Origin of the sequence: Mesorhizobium sp. M1403 (genome assembly GCF_040317695.1) — a bacterium.
Taxonomy (GTDB): Bacteria; Pseudomonadota; Alphaproteobacteria; order Rhizobiales; family Rhizobiaceae; genus Mesorhizobium.
In genome coordinates this window covers 144825-164386 of record NZ_JAMYKY010000004.1, presented here as the reverse complement: position 1 = coordinate 164386, position 19562 = coordinate 144825, and the positions used below count along the sequence as shown (strand labels likewise).

General features: G+C 62.8%; 20 protein-coding genes. 8 read left to right on the top strand and 12 right to left on the bottom strand.

Going from position 1 to position 19562, the window contains the following annotated elements:
- Positions 1–70 precede the first annotated feature (70 nt).
- Together NKH01_RS10350 and NKH01_RS10345 are read left to right on the top strand one after the other, a co-directional pair.
- Complete coding sequence (locus NKH01_RS10350) at positions 71–676, top strand: TetR/AcrR family transcriptional regulator (RefSeq protein ID WP_352480978.1); 606 nt, start codon at positions 71–73, stop codon at positions 674–676.
- A gap of 97 nt (positions 677–773) precedes the next feature.
- Positions 774–1364, top strand: coding sequence for a hypothetical protein (locus NKH01_RS10345; protein ID WP_353020099.1), 591 nt, complete (start codon positions 774–776; stop codon positions 1362–1364).
- A 17-nt stretch (positions 1365–1381) separates the two neighbouring features.
- Here NKH01_RS10345 and ppa read toward each other — a convergent pair whose 3' ends face one another.
- From ppa to NKH01_RS10315, 6 genes are all read right to left on the bottom strand, one after another.
- Positions 1382–1912 (bottom strand): inorganic diphosphatase, encoded by a 531-nt coding sequence (gene ppa, locus NKH01_RS10340; RefSeq protein ID WP_023721304.1) that lies wholly within the window; start codon positions 1910–1912, stop codon positions 1382–1384.
- Between the two features lie 115 nt (positions 1913–2027).
- Complete coding sequence (locus tag NKH01_RS10335) at positions 2028–2534, bottom strand: GNAT family N-acetyltransferase (protein WP_023678138.1); 507 nt, start codon at positions 2532–2534, stop codon at positions 2028–2030.
- 117 nt (positions 2535–2651) lie between these two features.
- Positions 2652–3290: a TPM domain-containing protein gene (locus NKH01_RS10330; protein WP_352494107.1), complete on the bottom strand. Its 639-nt coding sequence runs from the start codon at positions 3288–3290 to the stop codon at positions 2652–2654.
- 10 nt (positions 3291–3300) lie between these two features.
- Positions 3301–4143 (bottom strand): TPM domain-containing protein, encoded by an 843-nt coding sequence (locus NKH01_RS10325; protein ID WP_352481111.1) that lies wholly within the window; start codon positions 4141–4143, stop codon positions 3301–3303.
- A 52-nt stretch (positions 4144–4195) separates the two neighbouring features.
- Positions 4196–5005 carry a TPM domain-containing protein gene (locus NKH01_RS10320; protein ID WP_502895830.1) on the bottom strand — a complete coding sequence of 270 codons (810 nt, stop codon included), beginning with the start codon at positions 5003–5005 and terminating at the stop codon, positions 4196–4198.
- Between the two features lie 85 nt (positions 5006–5090).
- Positions 5091–5729 (bottom strand): LemA family protein, encoded by a 639-nt coding sequence (locus tag NKH01_RS10315; RefSeq protein WP_023721309.1) that lies wholly within the window; start codon positions 5727–5729, stop codon positions 5091–5093.
- A 162-nt stretch (positions 5730–5891) separates the two neighbouring features.
- Between NKH01_RS10315 and NKH01_RS10310 the strand changes: the two genes are divergently transcribed.
- From NKH01_RS10310 to NKH01_RS10300, 3 genes are all read left to right on the top strand, one after another.
- Entirely contained in the window at positions 5892–6143 is a 252-nt protein-coding gene (locus NKH01_RS10310) for a hypothetical protein (protein WP_023721310.1), read from the top strand.
- 11 nt (positions 6144–6154) lie between these two features.
- A complete protein-coding gene (gene pdxY, locus NKH01_RS10305; protein ID WP_023721311.1) occupies positions 6155–7039 on the top strand; it encodes a pyridoxal kinase PdxY in 885 nt (294 codons plus the stop codon).
- Between the two features lie 107 nt (positions 7040–7146).
- Positions 7147–7899 (top strand): DUF429 domain-containing protein, encoded by a 753-nt coding sequence (locus NKH01_RS10300; protein ID WP_502895840.1) that lies wholly within the window; start codon positions 7147–7149, stop codon positions 7897–7899.
- A 31-nt stretch (positions 7900–7930) separates the two neighbouring features.
- Here NKH01_RS10300 and NKH01_RS10295 read toward each other — a convergent pair whose 3' ends face one another.
- The gene (locus tag NKH01_RS10295; protein WP_352480981.1) at positions 7931–9133 is read right to left on the bottom strand and encodes an aromatic ring-hydroxylating oxygenase subunit alpha; all 1203 of its coding nucleotides are present in this window, start codon (positions 9131–9133) and stop codon (positions 7931–7933) included.
- Between the two features lie 420 nt (positions 9134–9553).
- On the opposite strand from NKH01_RS10295, the gene NKH01_RS10290 reads away from it, so the two are divergent.
- Positions 9554–9958, top strand: a complete 405-nt coding sequence (locus NKH01_RS10290) for a hypothetical protein (RefSeq protein WP_352480982.1) — start codon at positions 9554–9556, stop codon at positions 9956–9958.
- A 93-nt stretch (positions 9959–10051) separates the two neighbouring features.
- On the opposite strand, the gene NKH01_RS10285 is transcribed toward NKH01_RS10290, so the two are convergent.
- Together NKH01_RS10285 and NKH01_RS10280 are read right to left on the bottom strand one after the other, a co-directional pair.
- Positions 10052–12139, bottom strand: a complete 2088-nt coding sequence (locus NKH01_RS10285; protein ID WP_353020098.1) for a PAS domain S-box protein — start codon at positions 12137–12139, stop codon at positions 10052–10054.
- Positions 12140–12178: 39 nt separating this feature from the next.
- Positions 12179–12958 carry a response regulator gene (locus NKH01_RS10280; RefSeq protein ID WP_198030534.1) on the bottom strand — a complete coding sequence of 260 codons (780 nt, stop codon included), beginning with the start codon at positions 12956–12958 and terminating at the stop codon, positions 12179–12181.
- A 46-nt stretch (positions 12959–13004) separates the two neighbouring features.
- Here NKH01_RS10280 and NKH01_RS10275 point away from each other — a divergent pair, with 46 nt between their 5' ends.
- Entirely contained in the window at positions 13005–13691 is a 687-nt protein-coding gene (locus NKH01_RS10275; protein WP_352588153.1) for a winged helix-turn-helix domain-containing protein, read from the top strand.
- A 78-nt stretch (positions 13692–13769) separates the two neighbouring features.
- Here the strand turns inward: NKH01_RS10275 and NKH01_RS10270 are convergent, their stop codons facing one another.
- Positions 13770–13937 carry a hypothetical protein gene (locus NKH01_RS10270; RefSeq protein ID WP_023721318.1) on the bottom strand — a complete coding sequence of 56 codons (168 nt, stop codon included), beginning with the start codon at positions 13935–13937 and terminating at the stop codon, positions 13770–13772.
- 601 nt (positions 13938–14538) lie between these two features.
- On the opposite strand from NKH01_RS10270, the gene NKH01_RS10265 reads away from it, so the two are divergent.
- Complete coding sequence (locus NKH01_RS10265; protein ID WP_023721319.1) at positions 14539–15003, top strand: L,D-transpeptidase; 465 nt, start codon at positions 14539–14541, stop codon at positions 15001–15003.
- A 59-nt stretch (positions 15004–15062) separates the two neighbouring features.
- On the opposite strand, the gene NKH01_RS10260 is transcribed toward NKH01_RS10265, so the two are convergent.
- Both NKH01_RS10260 and NKH01_RS10255 read right to left on the bottom strand, forming a co-directional pair.
- Entirely contained in the window at positions 15063–18197 is a 3135-nt protein-coding gene (locus NKH01_RS10260) for an efflux RND transporter permease subunit (RefSeq protein WP_353020096.1), read from the bottom strand.
- Positions 18194–19471 carry an efflux RND transporter periplasmic adaptor subunit gene (locus NKH01_RS10255; protein WP_502912614.1) on the bottom strand — a complete coding sequence of 426 codons (1278 nt, stop codon included), beginning with the start codon at positions 19469–19471 and terminating at the stop codon, positions 18194–18196. Before NKH01_RS10255 ends, NKH01_RS10260 begins: the two co-directional genes overlap by 4 nt.
- Positions 19472–19562 lie beyond the last annotated feature (91 nt).

Below are 19562 nucleotides of genomic sequence, written 5' to 3'. Positions count from 1 at the left end.
TACGTTTCAGAGGTGCGGAACATACGTACCGACCGGTAACATTGTCAACCAGGCAATCGGCAAACCAGACATGAAAAGCATTGAACCAACGATCAAGGAGAATGGCGCACCGCTGCCTCGCGCCGCCGAACGGATTCTCCAGGTGGCGCGCGACCTGTTCTACCGGCAAGGCATCAGGGCGATCGGCGTCGACGAGATCGTACGGCGTGCCGGCGTCACCAAGCCAAGCCTCTACCGCAGCTTTCCGTCCAAGGATGAGTTGGCCGCATCCTATCTTCGGCACTATGACCTCGAATTCTGGGAGCGCTTCGACGAGGCGGTGAATGCCCATCCCGGCGATCCGCGCGCGCAGATCGTCGCCTTCCTGACGCGTGTCGGCAAGCGCACGCAAAGGCCCGACTATCGCGGCTGCGGCATGACCAATGCCGCGGTCGAATATCCCGAACACGGCCATCCGGCCCGCGTCGTGAGCGAGGCCAACAAGCAGGAATTGCGCCGGCGCCTGCGTGCTATGGCGGCGGCGATGGGCGCCGGCGACGCCGACACGCTGGGTGACGGGCTGCTGCTCCTGATCGAGGGAGCCTATATCAGCGGCCAGTTGTTCGGTGCCGGCGGACCGGCGCAGTCGGTGGCCCGCAACGCCGATCTTCTGATCGAGGCAAGCTTGAGGAAATAGCGTTCCGTTTACCAGGTCACTGTGAGCAGCCTGACTTCGTCTAGGCTGCTGCTGAATTTGACGGTACGCTGCGGCAGCCCGAACGGAGTTGTCCGCCATGCGCGCTCTTTTGATCCTGCTTGTCCTCGCCGGTTTCTGCCAGGCGGCCCGGGCTGGCGACATATCCAGCGTCTATACCGATCTCGTCTGGGAGAAGGACTGCGTGACTTATGCCCAGGCGGAGGAAGGCGACGGCGACTGGGCCGACCTCGCCTGTTCGGGCTATGGCGGCTACCCGGTGATGGTTTCCTACGACGACGCGCGGGAATCTCTGTTCTACGGGTTTCCACCTGGCGACATGACCACGGTCTGGGAAAGCTTTTCCGGCCTCAACTCGGCTGGACCCAAAGTCGAGTGGCGTATCGAAACCAAGGGCGATATGACCGTTCCTTTTGCAGTCATCCATCGTCGCTCGATCAGCGATAGCGAGGGCGAGAACAAGTCGACGGAAGTGCTGATCGTCGCCAAGGTTGCCCAGCCTGGCGCCCACGAAGGCTGCACGATCGCTCTTGTGCTCGCCACCGGCAATCCCGCCGCCAACGATCAGGCGCGTAAGCTTGCCGACGAGAAGGCACGCATCTTCGCCTGCGGCAAGGACAAGCGTGTGATGCTGGGCAACACACCCGATTTCGGCCGCGTCGATAACTGACTATTTGCGCCCGTCAATTACTTGCGCTTGGCCCGCTCGATTGCCTCGACGATCATCTTCTTGGCATAGGCGGCATCGTACCAGCCCTCGATCTTGACCCATTTGCCGGGTTCGAGATCCTTGTAGTGCTCGAAAAAATGCTGCACCTGCTGGCGGGTGATATCAGGCAGCTGCGTGTATTCGTGAACGTCCTCATAGCGCAAGGTCAGCTTGGGCGAAGGAACCGCGATGACCTTCTCGTCCTGGCCGGCATTGTCCTCCATCACCAGCACGCCGATCGGCCGCACATTGATGACGCAGCCCGGCACCAGCGCGCGTGTGTTGCAGACCAGCACGTCGATCGGGTCGCCGTCGCCCGACAGCGTGTGCGGTACGAAACCGTAATTGCCGGGATAGCGCATCGACGTGTGCAGGAAGCGGTCGACGAACAGCGTGCCGGCCTCCTTGTCCATCTCGTACTTGATCGGCTCACCGCCGATCGGCACCTCGATAATGACGTTGACGTCCTCGGGCGGGTTCTTTCCGCTGGCAATCGCTTCGATACGCATCGCTTTATCCCTCTCTCGATTGAAGATCGATAGCGGGCGACGGCGAATGGTGCAATGCGGCGAATGGTACTGGGGGATCGTCCGAACCGAAACCGGTCGGATCATGCGCTGGCCGTCATTCCCAGACGAAAGCGACCTTCTTCAGCGCCTTCTGCTCGAATATCTCGACGCCCTCGGCCACATCGCGACCGCCGGCGCCGGCATAGAAGGCAAGTGCGTTCTGATTGTCTTCCAGCGCCCACACCACCATGCCCTTCAAGCCATGGTCGGCCAGCCGTGCCCGTGCCGCCGAGAACAGCCGGCTGCCGAGCCCGATGCCTTGATATTCCGGCCGCAGGTAAAGCTCGTAGATCTCGCCCTGCTGCCTGAGTTCGCGGGCACGGTTCTTGCCGATCGTCGCGTAGCCGGCAATTTTGCCGCCGATTTCGACGACCAGGACGGTGGCGGCGCGGCGAATGGCATTCGCCCACCAGTCGGCACCGCGGCGGTTGATCATCGATGTCAGAGTGCGGTGTGGGATGATGCCCGAATAGGCGCCGCGCCAGGCCTCGAGATGCACGTCGGCAATGGCGGCTGCATCGCGCGGCTCGGCTTTCCTGATGTCGATGCTCAGCGTATTCATGATTGGTTAACCATAAACCCGCGGCGCCCGATTGCAAGAGTCCGGTCAGCCACTGCGATGCTTTCGCACAGCCGAACGGTGCGTCCTTGAGACGCTGCAAAACCGCCTTTAGCGAGATCAAATCTCGACCAGATGGTCGTCCAGTTCGTTGCTGTCGCCGGTCGACACCGGAAAATGCTCGGCCAGTACCGCACCGACCGCTTCGACCGCCCTGACGAAGCCGTCGGCAAGCCGATCGTCGCCGGCATGCGCCGTAAGGTCGCGGACGACACCGTCCCAGACATGCTGGCCGACACGAGAATCGATGCCGCTGTCGGCGACCACTTCAGCATAGCGCTCGGCGATCGAGACGAACACCAGCACGCCGGTGCGCGCCGCGGTGCGGTGGACGTTGCGGGCGAGGAACTGCTTCATCGCATTGGCGTGGGCGGCCTGGTAGCGCAGCCGCCTCGGCACCAAATGGATGCGCAATGCGGGCAATGCCCACAACAGGATGAGCACACTGGCAAGCGCCAGAAGCTCGGCTATGACGAAATGCGGCAAGCGGATCGACAGCCACCAGGCTTCCAGCCCGTAACCGACGGCGAGGCTGACGACGAGCATGCCGAGCATCGCCATGAAGGCGGCCGGGAAGAAATAGCCGTCGCTTGCATGCGCCACGACGCAGTAGATCTCGCCGTCGGTCTTTGATTCGGCAGCGCGGATCGCATCGGCGATGCGCTCATGATCCTCGGGGCTGATCGGTCGTGTTGCCATGATTGATGTCTCACCAGCTTCCTGAAGAACCGCCGCCACCGGACGAACCGCCGCCGCCGGAAAACCCGCCGCCGGAACTTCCTGACGACCAACCACTGCCTGAACTTCCCGACGACCAGCCACTGCCGGACGAGGTCCCCGACGTCCAGGCACCGCCACCGGAGGGTGACGAACCTGGCCCGCGGCCGTAGCGGAACGTCATGCCCAGCCACTTGTACACGCCCGGCGACAGTTTCGTGCCGAAGATCGGCGGCAGGAACGCCATTGCCAAGCCGCCGAAGAACATCGTCGCCCACAGGATGATGAACAGCATGAAGATGGGATCGACAGGATTGTCATTCGCCGGATTGCGCTTGCCGCGCGCCTCCAGCTCTTCGGGATTGCCTTCCAGCACCATGATCATGTCGTCGACGGCCTTGCTGATGCCGCCTGAGAAATCGCCGGCACGGAAGGCCGGCACCATGTCGTTTTCGATGATCAACTTGGTGTGCAGGTCGGTCAGCGTGCCTTCAAGCCCATAGCCGACCTCGATGCGCATCTTGCGGTCGTTCGGCGCCACCAGAAGCAGGACGCCGTTGTTCTCCTTCGCCTGGCCGAGTTTCCAGGCGCGAAACAACCGGTTGGCGTAAGGCTCGATCTCCTCGCCGTCGAGGCTGGGAATGGTCGCGACGACGATCTGGTCGGACCCCTTGGTCTCGAAATCGGCAAGCTTCTGCGTCAGCGCCACCTCGGTCGCGGCATCGATGATGCCGGCATTGTCGACGACCCGTCCGGTCAGCGCCGGCAATTCGGCGGCGAAGGCCGCGAAGCCGAACAGCAGCACCGCTATGGCCAACAGCGCGGTGCCGGTCATTTTGATGAAACGGCCGGATTCCACCGGGCTGACGGCGTGTCTTGTCATCTCGTCACCAGCTTCCCGAGGAGCCGCCGCCGCCGGACGAACCGCCGCCGCCGGAAAACCCGCCACCGCTTGAACCCGACGACCATCCCCCGCCGGAACCTCCCGACCAGCCGCCGGACGACCGCCGGCTCGGCTCGAAGGTCATGCCCAGCCAGCGATAGCGGCCGGGACCGATCTTCTGGCCGAAGATCGGCGGCAGGATGGAGGCTGCGAGGCCGCCGAAAAAGATGATTGCCCAGATGGCTATGAAGATGGTGAAGAACAGATCGTCGCTGTTGAACGGCGGCTGCTGGTTGCGTTCGCCGCGCGCTTCCAGCTCTTCGGGATTGCCTTCCAGCACCATGATCATGTCGTCGAGGGCCTTGCTGATGCCGCCGGAGAAATCGCCGGCACGGAAGGCCGGCACCATGTCATTTTCGATGATCAACTTGGTGTGCAGGTCAGTCAGCGTGCCTTCAAGCCCATAGCCGACCTCGATGCGCATCTTGCGGTCGTTCGGCGCCACCAGCAAAAGCACGCCGTTGTTCTCCTTCGCCTGGCCGAGTTTCCAGGCGCGAAACAACCGGTTGGCGTAAGGCTCGATCTCCTCGCCGTCGAGGCTGGGAATGGTCGCAACGACGATCTGGTCCGAACCCTTGGTCTCGAAATCGGCAAGCTTCTGCGTCAGCGCCGCCTTGGTCGCGGCATCGATGATGCCGGCATTGTCGACGACCCGTCCGGTCAGCGCCGGCAATTCGGCCGCGAGAACGGTGAGAGGGAGGAGGAGAAAGCTTAGAACGAAGCCAAAAAAAATCCGGCCGGCATTTCTTCCCACCCCCCTCTGTGGGGAGATGGCCGGCAGGACTGAGGGGGGTGGGACGGAGTACAAGGCCAACGGGAACAGACCCGCTAAGCGCCGTTCACCCGCCCTGCTGCGTGCCGAAATCGACCTTCGGCGGCTGCATCTTGTCCTCCTCGATGGTGAAATTCGCAAACGGCTGGTTGCCGCGGAACCACAAGGTCGCCCAGATCACCGACGGGAAGGTCCTCAGCGTCAGATTGTACTCTCTCACCGCCTGGATATAGTCGCGGCGGGCGACCGTGATGCGGTTCTCGGTGCCTTCGAGTTGTGCTTGCAGCGCCAGAAAGTTCTGGTTGGCCTTGAGATCGGGATAGTTCTCCACCACCGCCAGCAGGCGCGACAGCGCGCTGGTCAGGCCGGCCTGGCTGTCCTGGAATTTCTTGAAGGCTTCCGGATTGTTCAGCGTTTCCGGCGTCACGGTCACCTGCGTCGCCTTGGCGCGCGCTTCGACCACGGCATCGAGCGTGTCCTTCTCGTGCGCGGCATAGCCCTTGACCGTGTTGACCAGATTGGGGATGAGATCGGCGCGGCGCTGGTATTGATTCAACACCTCGCTCCATGCGGCCTTGGCGTTTTCCTCAGCCGTCGGGATGGTGTTGTAGCCGCAGCCGGCAAGCAGCGGCAGCATGACGGCCATCACCAGGAACGCAGCTAAATTACGGAAGATTGGCGGTAAAGCAAGGCGCTGGACAAGCATGATAAGGTCCCCTCGATAGCATTGGCACGCGAAGCATTAGCACAATCCTTGCGCAAGAAAATGACTTCGGCCGAGAAGCGTTACTGGTTTCTACCATTCGCCGTCAGGCCCTGTGACAGACGAGGCGAACGGGTTAAGCTCGGCATGAAACGGGATATCACCATGGCGAAACGCCACGACAGCGACGCGGAATCGCGCCGCATCATCGAACGGGTGGCGCGCGAGACCGACCCGGGCGGCACCTCGTTCCTCGCACGAACCGCCAGAGGCGCGCGCGACCACGTCACAGCGGCCGATGCCGACCGATCGGACCCGATCGAATATTGGGGCACCCGTATTGGTCGGGCGGCAGGCTTGCTTATTGCCATCGGCCTGTTGATCTGGCTCGTGCTTTTCATCACCAGGGGCGGTTAGGACAAAGATCAATGAGCGCCGAAAAAGCCGACGCGCCGCGCGCGGTCATCGTCGTCTCCAGCCATGTCGCACGTGGCTCGGTCGGCAACCGTGCCGCCGTGTTTGCGCTGGAGACGCTGGGGTTTCCGGTTTGGGCGGTGCCGACCGTCATTCTGCCCTGGCATCCGGGGCACGGCCGGGCCACCCGCATCGTGCCGCCGCTGGACCAGTTCAAGGCGCTGATGACCGACCTCGAGCGCGCGCCGTGGCTGGGCGAGGTCGGCGCCGTGCTGTCCGGCTATCTCGGCGAGGCTGGCCAGGCCGAAGCCGTCGCTTCGCTGGTCGGCGCCGTCAAGGCGAAGACGCCGGACGCCCTCTATATCTGCGACCCGGTGATGGGCGATTCGGGCGGCCTCTACGTACCTGAGCCGACCGCAATCGCCATGCGCGACCGGCTGATGCCGATCGCCGATATCGCCACGCCCAACCGCTACGAGCTGGAATGGATGGCCGGAGCGCCGCTGCCCGACCTGAAATCGGCAATGGCTGCTGCCCTGCAAGCCGGCCCACCGGCCATGCTGGTCACTTCGGCACCGGCGATGATGGCCGGCGGCATCGGCAATTTGCTGCTCAACGGCAGAGAGGCGCTGCTTGCCGAACACCGGCTAATCGACAAGCCTCCGAATGGGCTCGGCGACCTGACGGCGGCCGTCTACCTGGCGCGCATCCTGTCCGGCCAAACGGCCGCCAAGGCGCTGCAATCGACCACGGCAGCGGTCTACGAGATCCTGGCGCGCACCGCCAAGCGCGGCGGCGACGAATTGCAGCTCGAGACCGATGCCCAGAGCCTGTCGCACCCGATGGCGATGGTGCAGCTTCGCCATCTCCTGCATCCGGGACGGGATCGCCGGGCGTGACGCAGGCCGAAGACGCCGTGCCCCAGGATGATGCGCCCAAGGGTGCTGCGCCCGACCATGTTGTGCCTGGGGATGTTGTGCCCGAGTATGTTGCGCCTAGGGATGTTGTGCTTGTCGGCGTCGACGGTTGCAAGACCGGCTGGATAGCCGTCCGCCGCGATTCCGGTGCCGCACCGTCGACAGCCGTTTTCCCAAGCTTCGCGGCGTTGCTCGACCAGCTACCCGTCAATGCAATCGTAGCGGTCGATATGCCGATCGGCCTGCCCGATTTCTCGCAAAGAGGCGGTCGCGGTCCGGAGGCGCTGGTGCGGCCATTTCTTGGCGCCCGGCAATCCAGTGTCTTTGCCATCCCCTCCCGCGCCGCGCTCTATGCGGAGATCGAAGCCTTCACCACGGTCGAAGCCTGGTACGCGGCACATCGCAGGGCAAGTGACGTGGCCAAGACGACCTCAGATCCGCCGCGCGGTGTCTCGATCCAGGCCTTCGGCATCTTTGCCAAGATCCGTGAGATCGATTCGCTGCTGATCGCGCGGCCCGAACTGCGCAGCCGCGTCTTCGAATCGCATCCGGAAGTTGCCTTCTGCAGACTGAACGGCGACCGGGCGATGCGTCTGCCGAAGAAGATCAAGGGCAACATCAATCCGGCCGGCATGGCCGAACGCAAGGCGCTGCTTGCCCGGCATGGTTATGGCCAGCATTTTCTCGACCAGAGGCCGCCGCGCGGCGCGGCCACCGACGATTTCCTCGATGCCGCGGCGATGATGCTGATTGCCGGCCGCATCGCCAGAGGCGAGGCAATGCCGTTTCCGGATCCGCCGCTCGCCGATCGTTTCGGCATTCCCGTCGCCATCTGGGCTTGAGGACCAGGGCTAACGTTTTAGGTGGCATGCGTCAGGAGCGTGATCTGAGCGCCTCGTTGAGCGCCCACATATCCTTCTCCTCGGGCGCGGTCTCCAATCCGAGCACGGGAATTTGCTTGCGCAAATGGTCGTGGTGGGTGCGCACGCCATATTCGAGATCGGAGAGGTAAAAACCTCCGAAGGCTTCTGACAGCATGGATTCGTTGGACCATATCGAAAGCTGTACATCTTCGGCCAGCGTGTCGCGGTCGATGCGGTAGGATAGGTAGCGGGCAGCCGCCTGCTCCCTGCTCTCGTCGCGATAGCGGTAGATGGCGCCGCGCAGCAGCGTCTCACCCGTCGACAGCGGGAACTCCTGATAGAACTGCACCGACTCCGGCATGATCGACAGCGCGTTGTTCGGGAAGATGCCGTAATAGATCCAGGCCTTGCGCAGGTGCTCCGGCAGTTGCTTCGCCTCGGGTGCGAGCTTGATGTATTGCGCGACGCTCCAGCGCCGTCCGGCATGCGGGTTGTAAGTGGCGAACGAGCGCGACACGCCGTTGACGAACGGCTCGTCGAAGTAGGTCGCGCCATAAAGATCCTGCAGCGCCGGATGCGCCATGGCGACGTGGTAGCCTTCATTGTCGACGTCGCGCACCGACTTCCAGTTGACCGGCGTCTTTTGGGTCCAGATGCCCCAGGACGGCACCATCTCGGCGACGCCGTAATGGGCAATCTCGGCTTCGATCGGCTTCAACAGCTCGGCCACGGATGGCTGCGGGCCACCCTTGCGGAAGCGGATGAAGATGAAGCCCATCCAGATTTCGAGCTCGAGCGGCATCAGGCCGAATTCGGTCTTGTCGAGGTCGGGGAAGGACCGCGGGCGGGCAGCGCCGCGCAACGTGCCGTCGAGATTGTAGACCCAGCCATGAAAGGGGCAGACCAGCGCATTCTTGCAAGTGCCTTGGCTATCGGCAACGACGCGACTGCCGCGGTGGCGGCACATATTGTTGAAGGCGCGCACCACGCCATCCTTGCCGCGCACGATCAGCGCCCGCTCGCCGACCACATCCATCGTCAGATAGTCGCCGGCGTTCGGCAGGTCGCAGACATGGCCGGCGATCTGCCAGTGATTGCGGAAGACGTGCTCTTTCTCGAGTTCGAGCAAGGCGTCGGAATGATAGCTCCAGCCCGGCAGGCCCCGCCGATCCCAATCGTTGGGGATTGCCACGTCACGCAGATGCGGGTTCATAAAAGGCTCTTATTTATTGAATGGCCGTTCAATACAAGCATATTTTCTGTTGAAATGCAATAGCTTGCGAGAATAGGGCGAATTCCCGACGCGAAACCGATCGGTAATTGAGAGCCGAGCTCGAACGATCGAAGCCGGGAAAATCCCGGGAATTCCGGGCGTTAATCCCCTTACGCTTGTTGAGCGCCCAGCCCTCCGTGGACCGGAAAAGTCGACGTGGATCCGGTGCCGTGGATAGCGGAAAACGAGCGCTGAATGTCACCGGTGCGGCCAGCTACGCATCGTCGGTTTGCCCCCGGAATGGCCGCGGGCCTGGTTTCATGCCGGTTACACAATCGTTAATCCATCATCGTTGGCCCGTTACAAGGTGCGGTTAAGTTCGTTTCAACAGGGAAAAGAAGAACACCGAAGGAAACGACGATGCCTACGAAAACCCAGATCACCGACAACGACCATCGCCTGCAGGGTCCGCAGCGCAACGACCGGCGCCCGAAGCTGGCGCTGCGCCAGCGCGCCAGCGATCACCCGATGGCGATGTTCCTGCTGCTTGCCGCTGCCGCGTTTGCCGGCATGGCGTTCACGCCGACCGTCGGTCCGGCCTTCGCCTCGCTGAACCCGCCGGTCAACCTCATCGACGGCGCGACGACCACGACCAAGACGGCGCGCCTGCCGATCCCGGACATCGATTTTGCCTGCAAGGGTCAGGCCTGGGGCGCCGAGAGCCTGGACTGCCTGCGCGCCATCGCTGCCCAGTCGGGCAAGGCACGGCCCGTCCGCATGATCGCCAACGCCGCCCCGCTGGCCGATACGCCGAACGTTTTTTGATCTTTTCGCGAGCGCCCTCCAGCACTCCAGTCAGGCTCCCGCCGCAATGTCGGCTGGGAGCCTTTTTTCTTTCCTTTTTGTCTCTCTGGGAGTCTAGCCGCCCAAAGCGACCTGCTCGGCAATGGCCGAGAGCACGCCGCGCACATCCAGCGTGCTGAACGGCTTTTCGAGGATTGGCGGCCGCTGCGGCGCCGGCAGCGCCTCGATTTCGCCTTTTGCGCCGATCAGATCGCCGGTGACAAGCACGAAACGCCGCGCCAGATCCGGCATTTCGGCAAGCAGCTCGCGATAGGCAGCTATGCCGCTGGTGCCGGGCATGCGCAAATCGGAAAACACGATGTCCGGCGGCATGTGGCCGCTCAGGGTCGCGGCGGCCGAGACCCAGGCCGGCACGATCCGCGACTTGATGCCCATCAACTCCAGAATGTCGGACAGCGACGCCGCGACATCCGGCTCATCGTCTATGATCAGCGCGTGACGCAAGCCGCTCGACCGCGACGGACTGTCGCCGGCGGCGACCGCGCCGGCAGCGATCGCCGGCAACTGCACGACAAAACGCACGCCTCTCGGCGAAACCTCCTCGAACCAGATATTGCCATTGTGCCGCTCGATGATCGATTTGGAAATCGACAGGCCGATACCGGTACCGACGCCGACTGGCTTGGTGGTGAAATAGGATTCGAATATGCGTGAGCGTATCGCTTCCGGCACGCCTGGCCCGTTGTCCTCGACCGAGAATCCGGGATTGCCGCGGTCGTTGCGAAACGTCCGGACCTTGATCCGCCGGTCGCCGGCAATGCCGGCCAAGGCATGCTGGCTGTTGATGAGGAAGTTGGCGGCTACCTGCGTCACGTGGTCGGCATCGGCCATGGCCAGCAGCGGGCCGCCGGCGAAATCGGTGTCGATGATGATGCCGCTTGATCGCGCGCCATAGGCGGTCACTTCGAGTGCCGCGCGGATCACCTGGTTGAGGTCGGTCTCGGCCTGCGCCGTCGGGTGCAGGCGGACCATCGACAGGAAGCTTTTGACGATACGGCCGCAGCGCTCGGCAGCGGCGCGCACCTTTTCGGCGCGTACTTTGGTCTGCGGATCGGCGGCGAATTCATGCAGCAGCGTCGACTGGGCGACGACCACGGCCAGCGGGTTGTTGAGCTCGTGCGAAACGCCCGCAAGCAGCGAGCCCATCGCCGCCATCTTCTCGTTCTGGTGCAGTTTTTCGCGCTGACGGTTGATTTCCTCCTCAGCGCGCAATCTGTCGCGCAGGTCGCGGATGGAGCCGAAGATCAGATGGCGATCGGCGACCCGCATCTCGGTCGCCGTCAGCTCGATCGGAAAAACCTCGCCGGCGGCATTCTGGGTGACCGTTTCGAGCCGCTGGCCGACCATCGGCGCGCCGCGGCCCGACATGTATTCGGCGCCCGACGCATAGCCTTTGCGGTAATATTCCGGCACGACCGTGTCGAGCAGGTCCTTGCCGAGGATATCGCTGCGTCGATAGCCGAACATCTTCTCGGCGGCCGGATTGAATTCGATGATCGAGCCGGTCTCGTCGATGACGATGATGGCGTCGAGCGAGGCCTGCAGCATGGTGCGGCGAATGACGTCACTGGCATGCGCGTCGGAGGGCGACCGTTCGATGGCGTCGCCAATGGCGAGTGCCACCATGTGCAGCGCCGCCTCTTCCTGGTCGGTCCATTCGCGTTCGTTGACGCAGTCGTTGACCGCCAGCGTGCCCCACAAATTGCCGTGCGAAAAGACCGACACCGACAGGAACGACTTGATGTTCTGCTTTTCGAAATCGGTCCGCAGAAAGCCTTCGAGATCGCGTGTGTGCCCGGCGAATATCTTGCCTTGGCGCTCGTCCTCCGCCAGCTGTTCCAGCAATGGGTCCGAATCGACGACCGACTGCATGATGACGGTCGGTGACGCCAGCTCGCCGCCAAACCGAGGGGCGATCCAATAAGCGGCGACCGACTGGGCGAAGCCCTGGCCGGGCAGTTCGCGCAGGCGAAACAGGATGCCGCGGTGACAATCCATGGCTTCGCAAAGCGTTTGGAGGATACCCTCCATCTCGCGCTGCCAGTCGCCGGCTTCGCGCAGCCGGCGAACCACATGCACGGCCGCCATCGCCGCGCCCTGCCTAGCGCCCTGCGAGTCCGCGCGTGCTGTTTCAGCCGTCATGGTCATTTCCTGGCCGTGGCTTGCTCAAGCCGCCAAGCCTCAGTTATTTTCGCCGGCTGGCAGCGAGAAGATATAGCCTTCGCCGCGCACCGTGCGCAGGAATTTCGGATTGGCCGGATCCGCCTCGATCTTCTTTCTCAGCCGCATGATGCGGATGTCGACGGCGCGGGACGATTCCGCGTCCTCGACGAAACCGATCGCCTCGGAGATCGCCGCCCGCGTCAACAGCCGGTTGGCGCGGGTAAGGAACACCTCCAGCACGTCGAACTCGCTCTTGGCCATGTCGATGACCGCACCGTTGGCGCCGGTGACGAGCCTGCCGTCGAGGTCGGCGTGAAAGGCGCCGAAGCTCACGGACCGGCGGCCACCGGATGTTTCAGCCTTGGCTTTTTGCGGTTCGGTCGGCTCCGGAACGCGGCGCAGCACGCTGCGCACCCTGGCCAGCACTTCGCGCAACTCGTAAGGCTTGACGATGTAGTCGTCAGCGCCGAGCTCCAGTCCGACGATGCGGTCGAGCGCGGTACCGGCGGCCGTCGCATAGATGATGCCGATCGGCATTTTCGACCGCATCCAGCGGCCGAGCGACAGGCCGTCCTCGCCCGGCATGGCGATGTCGAGAATGGCCAGATGGAAGGACTGGGCTTCCAACAGGTCGCGCGCCGCCGCCGCACTTTCGGCCGTGGCCACATCATAGCCGCTGGCGCCGAGATACTCGGCGACCGCGTCCCTCAGGTCGGGCTCGTCCTCGACAATGACAATTCGTGCCCGCACGATGCGTTCGCTCCCGCTTTCAGCGGAAAGTAGATTGGGTATAAACATGATGTCCAGCACTCTTCTTGGGTTGCCGTATGCGGGGTAGAAAAACATGGCTGCACGATCCGTCATCGCGCTTGTTTCCGTCGCTGAAGTAATTGCGACCGATCTCGCCGATCATCTCAAGCGACGCGGTCATGACGTCCGCGCCGCGCGACAGCCGTGGGAAGCCGAATCGCTGCTTTCTGAAAAGGGTATCGATGTCGTGGTTGTCGGCGACAGCGTCAGCCAGGCGGAGGGGCGCGACCTGCTCAGGCGACATGGCGGCGAAGGTGGACCGGATTTCATCCTGATCTGCCGCCCGGCCGATCTGGTCGACAAGGTGCTGGCGCTCGAGCTCGGCGCCGCCGACGTCGTCGAAAGCCCGCTCAATGTCAGGGAGCTTGCCGCCCGCGTTGGCGGCCTGCTGGCTCGGCGCGGCAGGAGCGCCGGGGAATTGATCGTGCTGGAGAACGCGACCGTCGATCTCCGGTCGGCCATCGTCATGCACCGCTCGGGCACGGAAGAACAGCTGTCCGCCGGGCAGGTGGCGCTGCTCAGGCTGTTCCTGGCCAGCCCGCGCAAGGTGCTGACGCGTGACGACATCATCGCCGCCGCGCCCGCCGAAAATGCCGAAGCCTTCGACCGGTCGATCGATTCGCGCATCGTGCGGCTGCGCCGCAAGCTCGACACCGAAACCATCACCACCATACGGGGTGCGGGTTACCGGTTCGATCCGCCAACGCAATTCGCCGATTGAATGCAGGACAGCCACCCCTTTTTTGAGTATCGGATTTTCCTAAAACCGGTTCCCGCTTTTGGGTCCGATGCTCTTTCCTCAGCGCACCACGAGAAGCGACGGGCCTGACGGCATGTCACTGTTCGTGCTGACCTCGCCGGCATGCGCACGTTCCTTCAGCAGCACGGTTGCGAGGCCGGCAATGCCGAGCAGGCCCTGCACGTAGAGCAGGGCAGAAAGCACGGAAGCGGCGAATTTCGTTTTCATCCTGTTCTTTCCTCAAAATTGGGATTTACGGGCACTTCAGGGGAACCCCCGAAGCGCCCGCGCCGCCAGCGGAGCCCCCCGTTGCGGCGCGGGCCTTCGGTCCTCTCGGCTGCAAGTTGCCGGAGGCGCCGCGCATCCTCAACGGCTCTAAGCCGCCCCCGCCAGAGGGGCTTGAGCCGGTCGACGCGCAGGCTGGAAACTGTCCAGACAATCCAGACCGTAGCGAAAACAGTGTTGGCTTCCGATCGTTCGTTGCCCGCTGTTTTCGTTACGTCAACTTTGCCCGTTCGCTGTATCCGGATCATGCCGCCGAGGCCGCGCTTTGTTGCAGCTCGGTTTCGGAGTCAGGTGGAATTCCTCTCAAACGAAAACAATCGCGTATTCGTGCCGCGGTTTGGCTGATCCGCTTAGGCAAACACGCCGCCGCTGTCATGACGACGTCCAACAGCTGTAAGCCGCTTTGCACGGCGTTTTCTGTTAACCAGGGGAAACAGAATCGAAACACAAACGAGCATCTAGCGAAATCGGCTCGAAACATGACGCCCCGATAAGCCGGTCATCGAATTGAGCCGGCCCCGACCGGCAGAATAGGGGAGACATCATGTACACCGCCATTTCCGCCAAGCTCATCAACATCGCCGCCGCCGTCATCACCGGTGCTGCCTTGCTTGTCAGTGCCGGCAACAGCGCAGCCCACGCCGCCGCCAACAAGATCGTCGCGCGTGTGTCGCTATCGCAGCAGACCATGGAAATCCTGGTCGACGGCCGGCCGACATTCGCCTGGAAAGTCTCGACCGGCGACAGGACGCACGTCACGCCGACCGGTTCGTTCAAGCCGACCCGCATGCATGAAATGTGGTATTCGAAGAAATACGACAACGCCCCGATGCCGCATTCGGTGTTCTTCAGCGGCGGCTACGCCGTACATGCGACAAGCGCCATCAAGCGCCTCGGCCAGCCGGCCTCGCATGGCTGCGTGCGTCTGCATCCGGACAACGCCGCCGATTTCTATCAGCTCGTCGAGGTCTTCGGCCCGGCCAACACCAGCATCGTCATCGTCAAGTGAGCGATGCTTCTCGTCGCTCCCAAGAAGGCCGGAAATCCGGCCTCCTTTATCAGTAGGACCTAATCCGGCATTACCGGCATCAGCTTCGGATCCGGCTTTTCGGCGTGATGCGGCAGGTCCTTGCTGGCGATAAAGGTGTAGAACATCGGCACCACGAACAGCGTGAACATGGTTCCGACCAGGATGCCGGTGAAGATCACCAGGCCCATCGAATAGCGTGCCGCGGCACCAGCGCCGCTGGAGATGATCAGCGGCACCACGCCGAGCGCCATCGCCGCCGTCGTCATCAGGATCGGCCGCAGCCGCACCCTGGCCGAGGCGATGATCGCATCGCGCCGCCGCATGCCGTGCATTTCACGCTGCTGGTTGGCGAACTCGACCAGAAGGATGCCGTGCTTGGTGATCAGGCCGATCAGCGTGATCAACCCGACCTGGGTGTAGATGTTGAGCGTCGCGGGTGGAATGCTGAACTGCAAGCCGCTGATCATGAAAATCATGTTGAGATTCGGAAACATGTTGAGCGGCAATATGGCGCCGAAGATCGACAGCGGCACCGACATCATGATGATCAGCGGATCGCGGAAGCTTTCGAACTGTGCCGCCAGCACCAGGTAGATGACGAGCACAGCCGCCGTGAAGGCGATGATGATCGTGTAGCCCTGTTGCTTCTCCTGCCTCGACTGGCCGGTATAGTCGATGAAGAACGTGTCGGGCAGACTTTCCCTGGCGATATCCTCGATGGTCTTCAGCCCGTCACCGGTGGTGACGGTGGGCAATGGCAGAGCGGAAATCGTGGCGGAATTCAACTGGTTGAACTGCTCGATTGCCGCCGGCGACGCGTTGGTCGAGATCTTCACCACCGCCGAGAGCGGCACCATCTCGCCCGACACGCTGCGCACGAAATACTCCCCCAGCTTTTCGGGATTGTCGCGGAATTGCTGCGGTACCTGCGGGATGATGTCGTAACTGTTGGATTCGCGGTCGAATTGCGCCACCTCGGCGCCACCGACCAACAGGGTCAGCGTCCGGCCGATATCGGCGATCGGCAGGTTGAGTGCCGCGGCGCGATCGCGGTCGATCGTCACCGTCACTTCCGGCGCGTCGTAGGACATCGAATTCTGCACGGCGAGGAAGCGACCGGAGGCCTGCGCCTTGTTCTTGATGTTCTCGGCCGCCTCGTACACCTGGGAGGCCTCGCCGGTCGAGCGCACCACCATTGTGATTGGCAGGCCGCCGCCGGAGCCGGGCAGCGTCGGCGGCGCGAAGACGAAAGCCTCGACGCCTGCCACCTTGGCAAGGCGGGCAGTGATGTCTTCCTGAAGTTCCTTCGAGCTGCGCGCGCGCTCGGCCCAGTCCTTGAACGCGAAGCCGACGAAAGCGCTGTTCGTCGGGCCTTGGAACGCGACGGCGGAGAACCGCGCCCTGGTTTCGGGGATATCATTCACCAGCCCGAGAATCTGGTTCACATAAGTCTCGGTGTAGTCCGACGTCGCATAGCGTGGCGCGTTGACAATAGACAGCAAGAAGCCCTGGTCTTCTTCCGGCGCCAGTTCGCTCGAGGTCTTGGTGAACATGAAGCCGGTGGTGGCGACCAGCGCGAGGACGATCATCAGCGTCACCGGGCGATATTTCAGCGAGCCGGTGACCAGCCGCTCATAGACGTGTTCGACGCGCCCGAACGTATTGTCGACAATGCGCTGGAAGCGGCTGTGCGAGCCGGACCTCAGGATACGTGCCGACATCATCGGTGTGATGGTGAGGGCGACGACACCCGAAAGGACCACCGAGCCGGCAAGCGTCACCGCGAATTCGCGAAACAGTGCGCCTGTCAGGCCGCCGGTGAAGGCCAGCGGCGCGAACACCGCGGCCAGCGTTATCGTCATGGCAACGACGGCGGACGAGATCTCCCGCATGCCGTTGAAGGCCGCCTGCATCGGCGACAAGCCGTCTTCCTCCATGTGGCGGTGGATGTTTTCCACCACCACGATGGCATCGTCAACAACCAGCCCGATCGCCAGCACCATGGCCAGCAACGATAAGAGGTTGATCGAATAACCCAAAGAAAACAGCAGGAAACAGACGCCGATCAGCGACAGCGGAATGGTCACGATCGGCATCAGCACCGAGCGGAACGAGCCGAGGAAGAGCAGGATAACGACGATGACGATGGCGACCGCCTCGCCGATGGTCTTGAACACCTCCTCGATCGACGCGCTGATCTGCTCGGTCGAATCATAGACAATCTCGATCGTCATGCCGAGCGGCAGCGTCTCCTGGATGGTCGGCACAATCTTGTGGATCGCCGCCGCGGTGGTCAGCGGATTGGCGGCCGGCGTCGGAAAGATGGCGAGAAAGATGCCGGGCTTGCCGTTGAAGGTGACCCTGGTGTCGGTGTTCACCGCGGCGAGCTCGACGCGGGCCACGTCACGCAGTCTCACCACATTGCCGTCTTTCGAGCGGAGCGGAAGGGCAGCGAAAGCCTCCGGCGTCTGCAGGGTCGAGCGAACCGTGATCGAGGAAGCCACATATTCGTTTTCGGTATCGCCGGGCGCGGAGAGGAAATTCGATTCGTTGATGGCCGTCAGCACTTCCGCCGCCGTCACGCCGCGCGCCGCCAGTTTGATCGGGTCGATCCAGACACGCATCGAATATTCGGCGGCGCCGAAAATCTGCACGTCGGCAACACCTTCGACCGTCGAGATACGCGGCCGCACGACGCGCTCGATATATTCGGTGAGCTGTTCCGGCGTCATGTTCGGGTTCTGCATCGAGATGTACATCATCGCGAACTGCTGGCCGGTGCCCTTGACGATCACCGGGTCTTTGGTTTCGTCCGGCAGATCGCCGCGAACGCTCTGAACCTTCGACAAGACTTCGTTCAGCGCGACGTCGGGGTCGGAGCCGAGCTTCATCTGCACTGTCACGGTGCTGGATGACGGCCGGCTCGACGACGTGACATAATCGATGTTTTCGGTCGAAGCGACAGCACGCGCGATCGGCGCGGAAATGAACCCCTGGATCAGGTCGGCGCTGGCGCCGGGATAGGCCGTGGTGATCGTGATGGCCGTTTCTTCAACCTCTGGATACTGCCGGATCGAAAGGTTGAAGATGCCCTGAAAACCCAGAAGCAGGATCATGCAGGCAAGCACGGTCGAAAGAACCGGGCGGCGGATGAAGAGGTCGGAAAAGCTCATTGCTGGGCTGCCTGCTGGTTCCCCGGCTTGCTCGGATCGATCGTGTTGTCGACGGCAACGGACATGCCGTTGGAGAGCCGGTTCTGGCCGGCGGTAACGACTTCGTCGCCGGGCTGGATGCCTTCCAGGATCTCGACCAGGCCGGCGTTGTGGCGGCCTGGCTTGACGAACACCTGGGCGAGCACGAGCTGCGGCTTCGGTTCTTCCGCTGCCGGTTTGGCTTCCGCTGCCGGTTTGGCTGGGGTAGCGGCCGGCTTTTCTTCGGGTTTTGCGGCGGGTGCTTCGGCTGCGGGCTTGGCAGCACCTGCAGCCGGCTTTTCTTCCGGGTTCGCCTCGGGAGCCGCCCCGTTGGCTTCGGCGGATTTGGCCGGGCGCACCACGAAGACGAAGTCGCCGTACAGGCTGGAAGTCAGTGCCGTCTGCGGCAGCGCCAGCACGTTGTTCTCCTCGGGCAGTTCGACGCGCACCTGGACGAACTGGCCCGGCGTCAGCTTGCCTTCGGGATTGCCGACCTCCGCCCTCACCGTCACCAGCCGGCTGGTCGGGTCGATCTTCGGATCGATACCGCGGATGCTACCGGCGAACGGCATGTCGCCGCCGCCGACGCCCAGCCGCACCGTCTGTCCGATCTTCAGCTGCGGAAGCTGCTGCTCCGGCACGGTGAAATCGACACGCATCGTATCCAAGTCCTGCAAGGTCACCACAGCGGTGCCGGGTGTGAGATACTGGCCAAGGTCGATTTTCGGAATACCGACGGTACCCTTGAAGGGGGCCGTCAACTGCTTTTGGTCGAGCACCGCTTGCAGCTTGTTTACCTGCGCGGCGGACACCGATGCCGCTGCCTGCGCGGTGTCGAGCGTAGCGTCGGTGCCGACCCCGCGCTTCTGCAGCTCAAGAGCGCGCATCAGTGTCGTCTGGTCGGATGTGGCTTGCGCCCTTGACGCCACGAGATCGGCTCGCTCGACTTTATCGTCGAGCTGCAGCAGGACGGCGTTGGCGGCGACCTTCTGATTGGCATGAAACAGGATGTCCTTGACGATGCCGGCGGTTTCGACCGTCAGGTCGACGCCGCGTACGGCACTGACAGTGCCGATAGCTTCGATGCCTGGTGTCCAGGACATCGGTTTGACGATGACCGTCGACACGGTCGCGGCAGGCGGCTTCATGGTGGCGAAGAACTGTTTGGTCGCCATGTCGTGAAACAGGTTGAAACCGACGATGCCGCCGCACACCAGCACGAGCAGAATGAAGGCGATGATGAAGCGCTTGATCACGAACAGTCCCCTCGGCCATGGCCCAGCATAACGGTCGGACGACCGGAACACATACCTGTGAGTGGTCCCAATTTCAAATGACGGCAATCTT

What these genes read in the sequence shown, in the direction of transcription:
- NKH01_RS10350 (WP_352480978.1), top strand. Translation starts at nt 71, where the DNA reads ATGAAAAGCATTGAACCAACGATCAAGGAGAATGGCGCACCGCTGCCT.
- NKH01_RS10345 (WP_353020099.1), top strand. Translation starts at nt 774, where the DNA reads ATGCGCGCTCTTTTGATCCTGCTTGTCCTCGCCGGTTTCTGCCAGGCG.
- ppa (WP_023721304.1), bottom strand. Translation starts at nt 1,912, where the DNA reads ATGCGTATCGAAGCGATTGCCAGCGGAAAGAACCCGCCCGAGGACGTC.
- NKH01_RS10335 (WP_023678138.1), bottom strand. Translation starts at nt 2,534, where the DNA reads ATGAATACGCTGAGCATCGACATCAGGAAAGCCGAGCCGCGCGATGCA.
- NKH01_RS10330 (WP_352494107.1), bottom strand. Translation starts at nt 3,290, where the DNA reads ATGGCAACACGACCGATCAGCCCCGAGGATCATGAGCGCATCGCCGAT.
- NKH01_RS10325 (WP_352481111.1), bottom strand. Translation starts at nt 4,143, where the DNA reads ATGACCGGCACCGCGCTGTTGGCCATAGCGGTGCTGCTGTTCGGCTTC.
- NKH01_RS10315 (WP_023721309.1), bottom strand. Translation starts at nt 5,729, where the DNA reads ATGCTTGTCCAGCGCCTTGCTTTACCGCCAATCTTCCGTAATTTAGCT.
- NKH01_RS10310 (WP_023721310.1), top strand. Translation starts at nt 5,892, where the DNA reads ATGGCGAAACGCCACGACAGCGACGCGGAATCGCGCCGCATCATCGAA.
- pdxY (WP_023721311.1), top strand. Translation starts at nt 6,155, where the DNA reads ATGAGCGCCGAAAAAGCCGACGCGCCGCGCGCGGTCATCGTCGTCTCC.
- NKH01_RS10295 (WP_352480981.1), bottom strand. Translation starts at nt 9,133, where the DNA reads ATGAACCCGCATCTGCGTGACGTGGCAATCCCCAACGATTGGGATCGG.
- NKH01_RS10290 (WP_352480982.1), top strand. Translation starts at nt 9,554, where the DNA reads ATGCCTACGAAAACCCAGATCACCGACAACGACCATCGCCTGCAGGGT.
- NKH01_RS10285 (WP_353020098.1), bottom strand. Translation starts at nt 12,139, where the DNA reads ATGACGGCTGAAACAGCACGCGCGGACTCGCAGGGCGCTAGGCAGGGC.
- NKH01_RS10280 (WP_198030534.1), bottom strand. Translation starts at nt 12,958, where the DNA reads ATGTTTATACCCAATCTACTTTCCGCTGAAAGCGGGAGCGAACGCATC.
- NKH01_RS10275 (WP_352588153.1), top strand. Translation starts at nt 13,005, where the DNA reads ATGGCTGCACGATCCGTCATCGCGCTTGTTTCCGTCGCTGAAGTAATT.
- NKH01_RS10270 (WP_023721318.1), bottom strand. Translation starts at nt 13,937, where the DNA reads ATGAAAACGAAATTCGCCGCTTCCGTGCTTTCTGCCCTGCTCTACGTG.
- NKH01_RS10265 (WP_023721319.1), top strand. Translation starts at nt 14,539, where the DNA reads ATGTACACCGCCATTTCCGCCAAGCTCATCAACATCGCCGCCGCCGTC.
- NKH01_RS10260 (WP_353020096.1), bottom strand. Translation starts at nt 18,197, where the DNA reads ATGAGCTTTTCCGACCTCTTCATCCGCCGCCCGGTTCTTTCGACCGTG.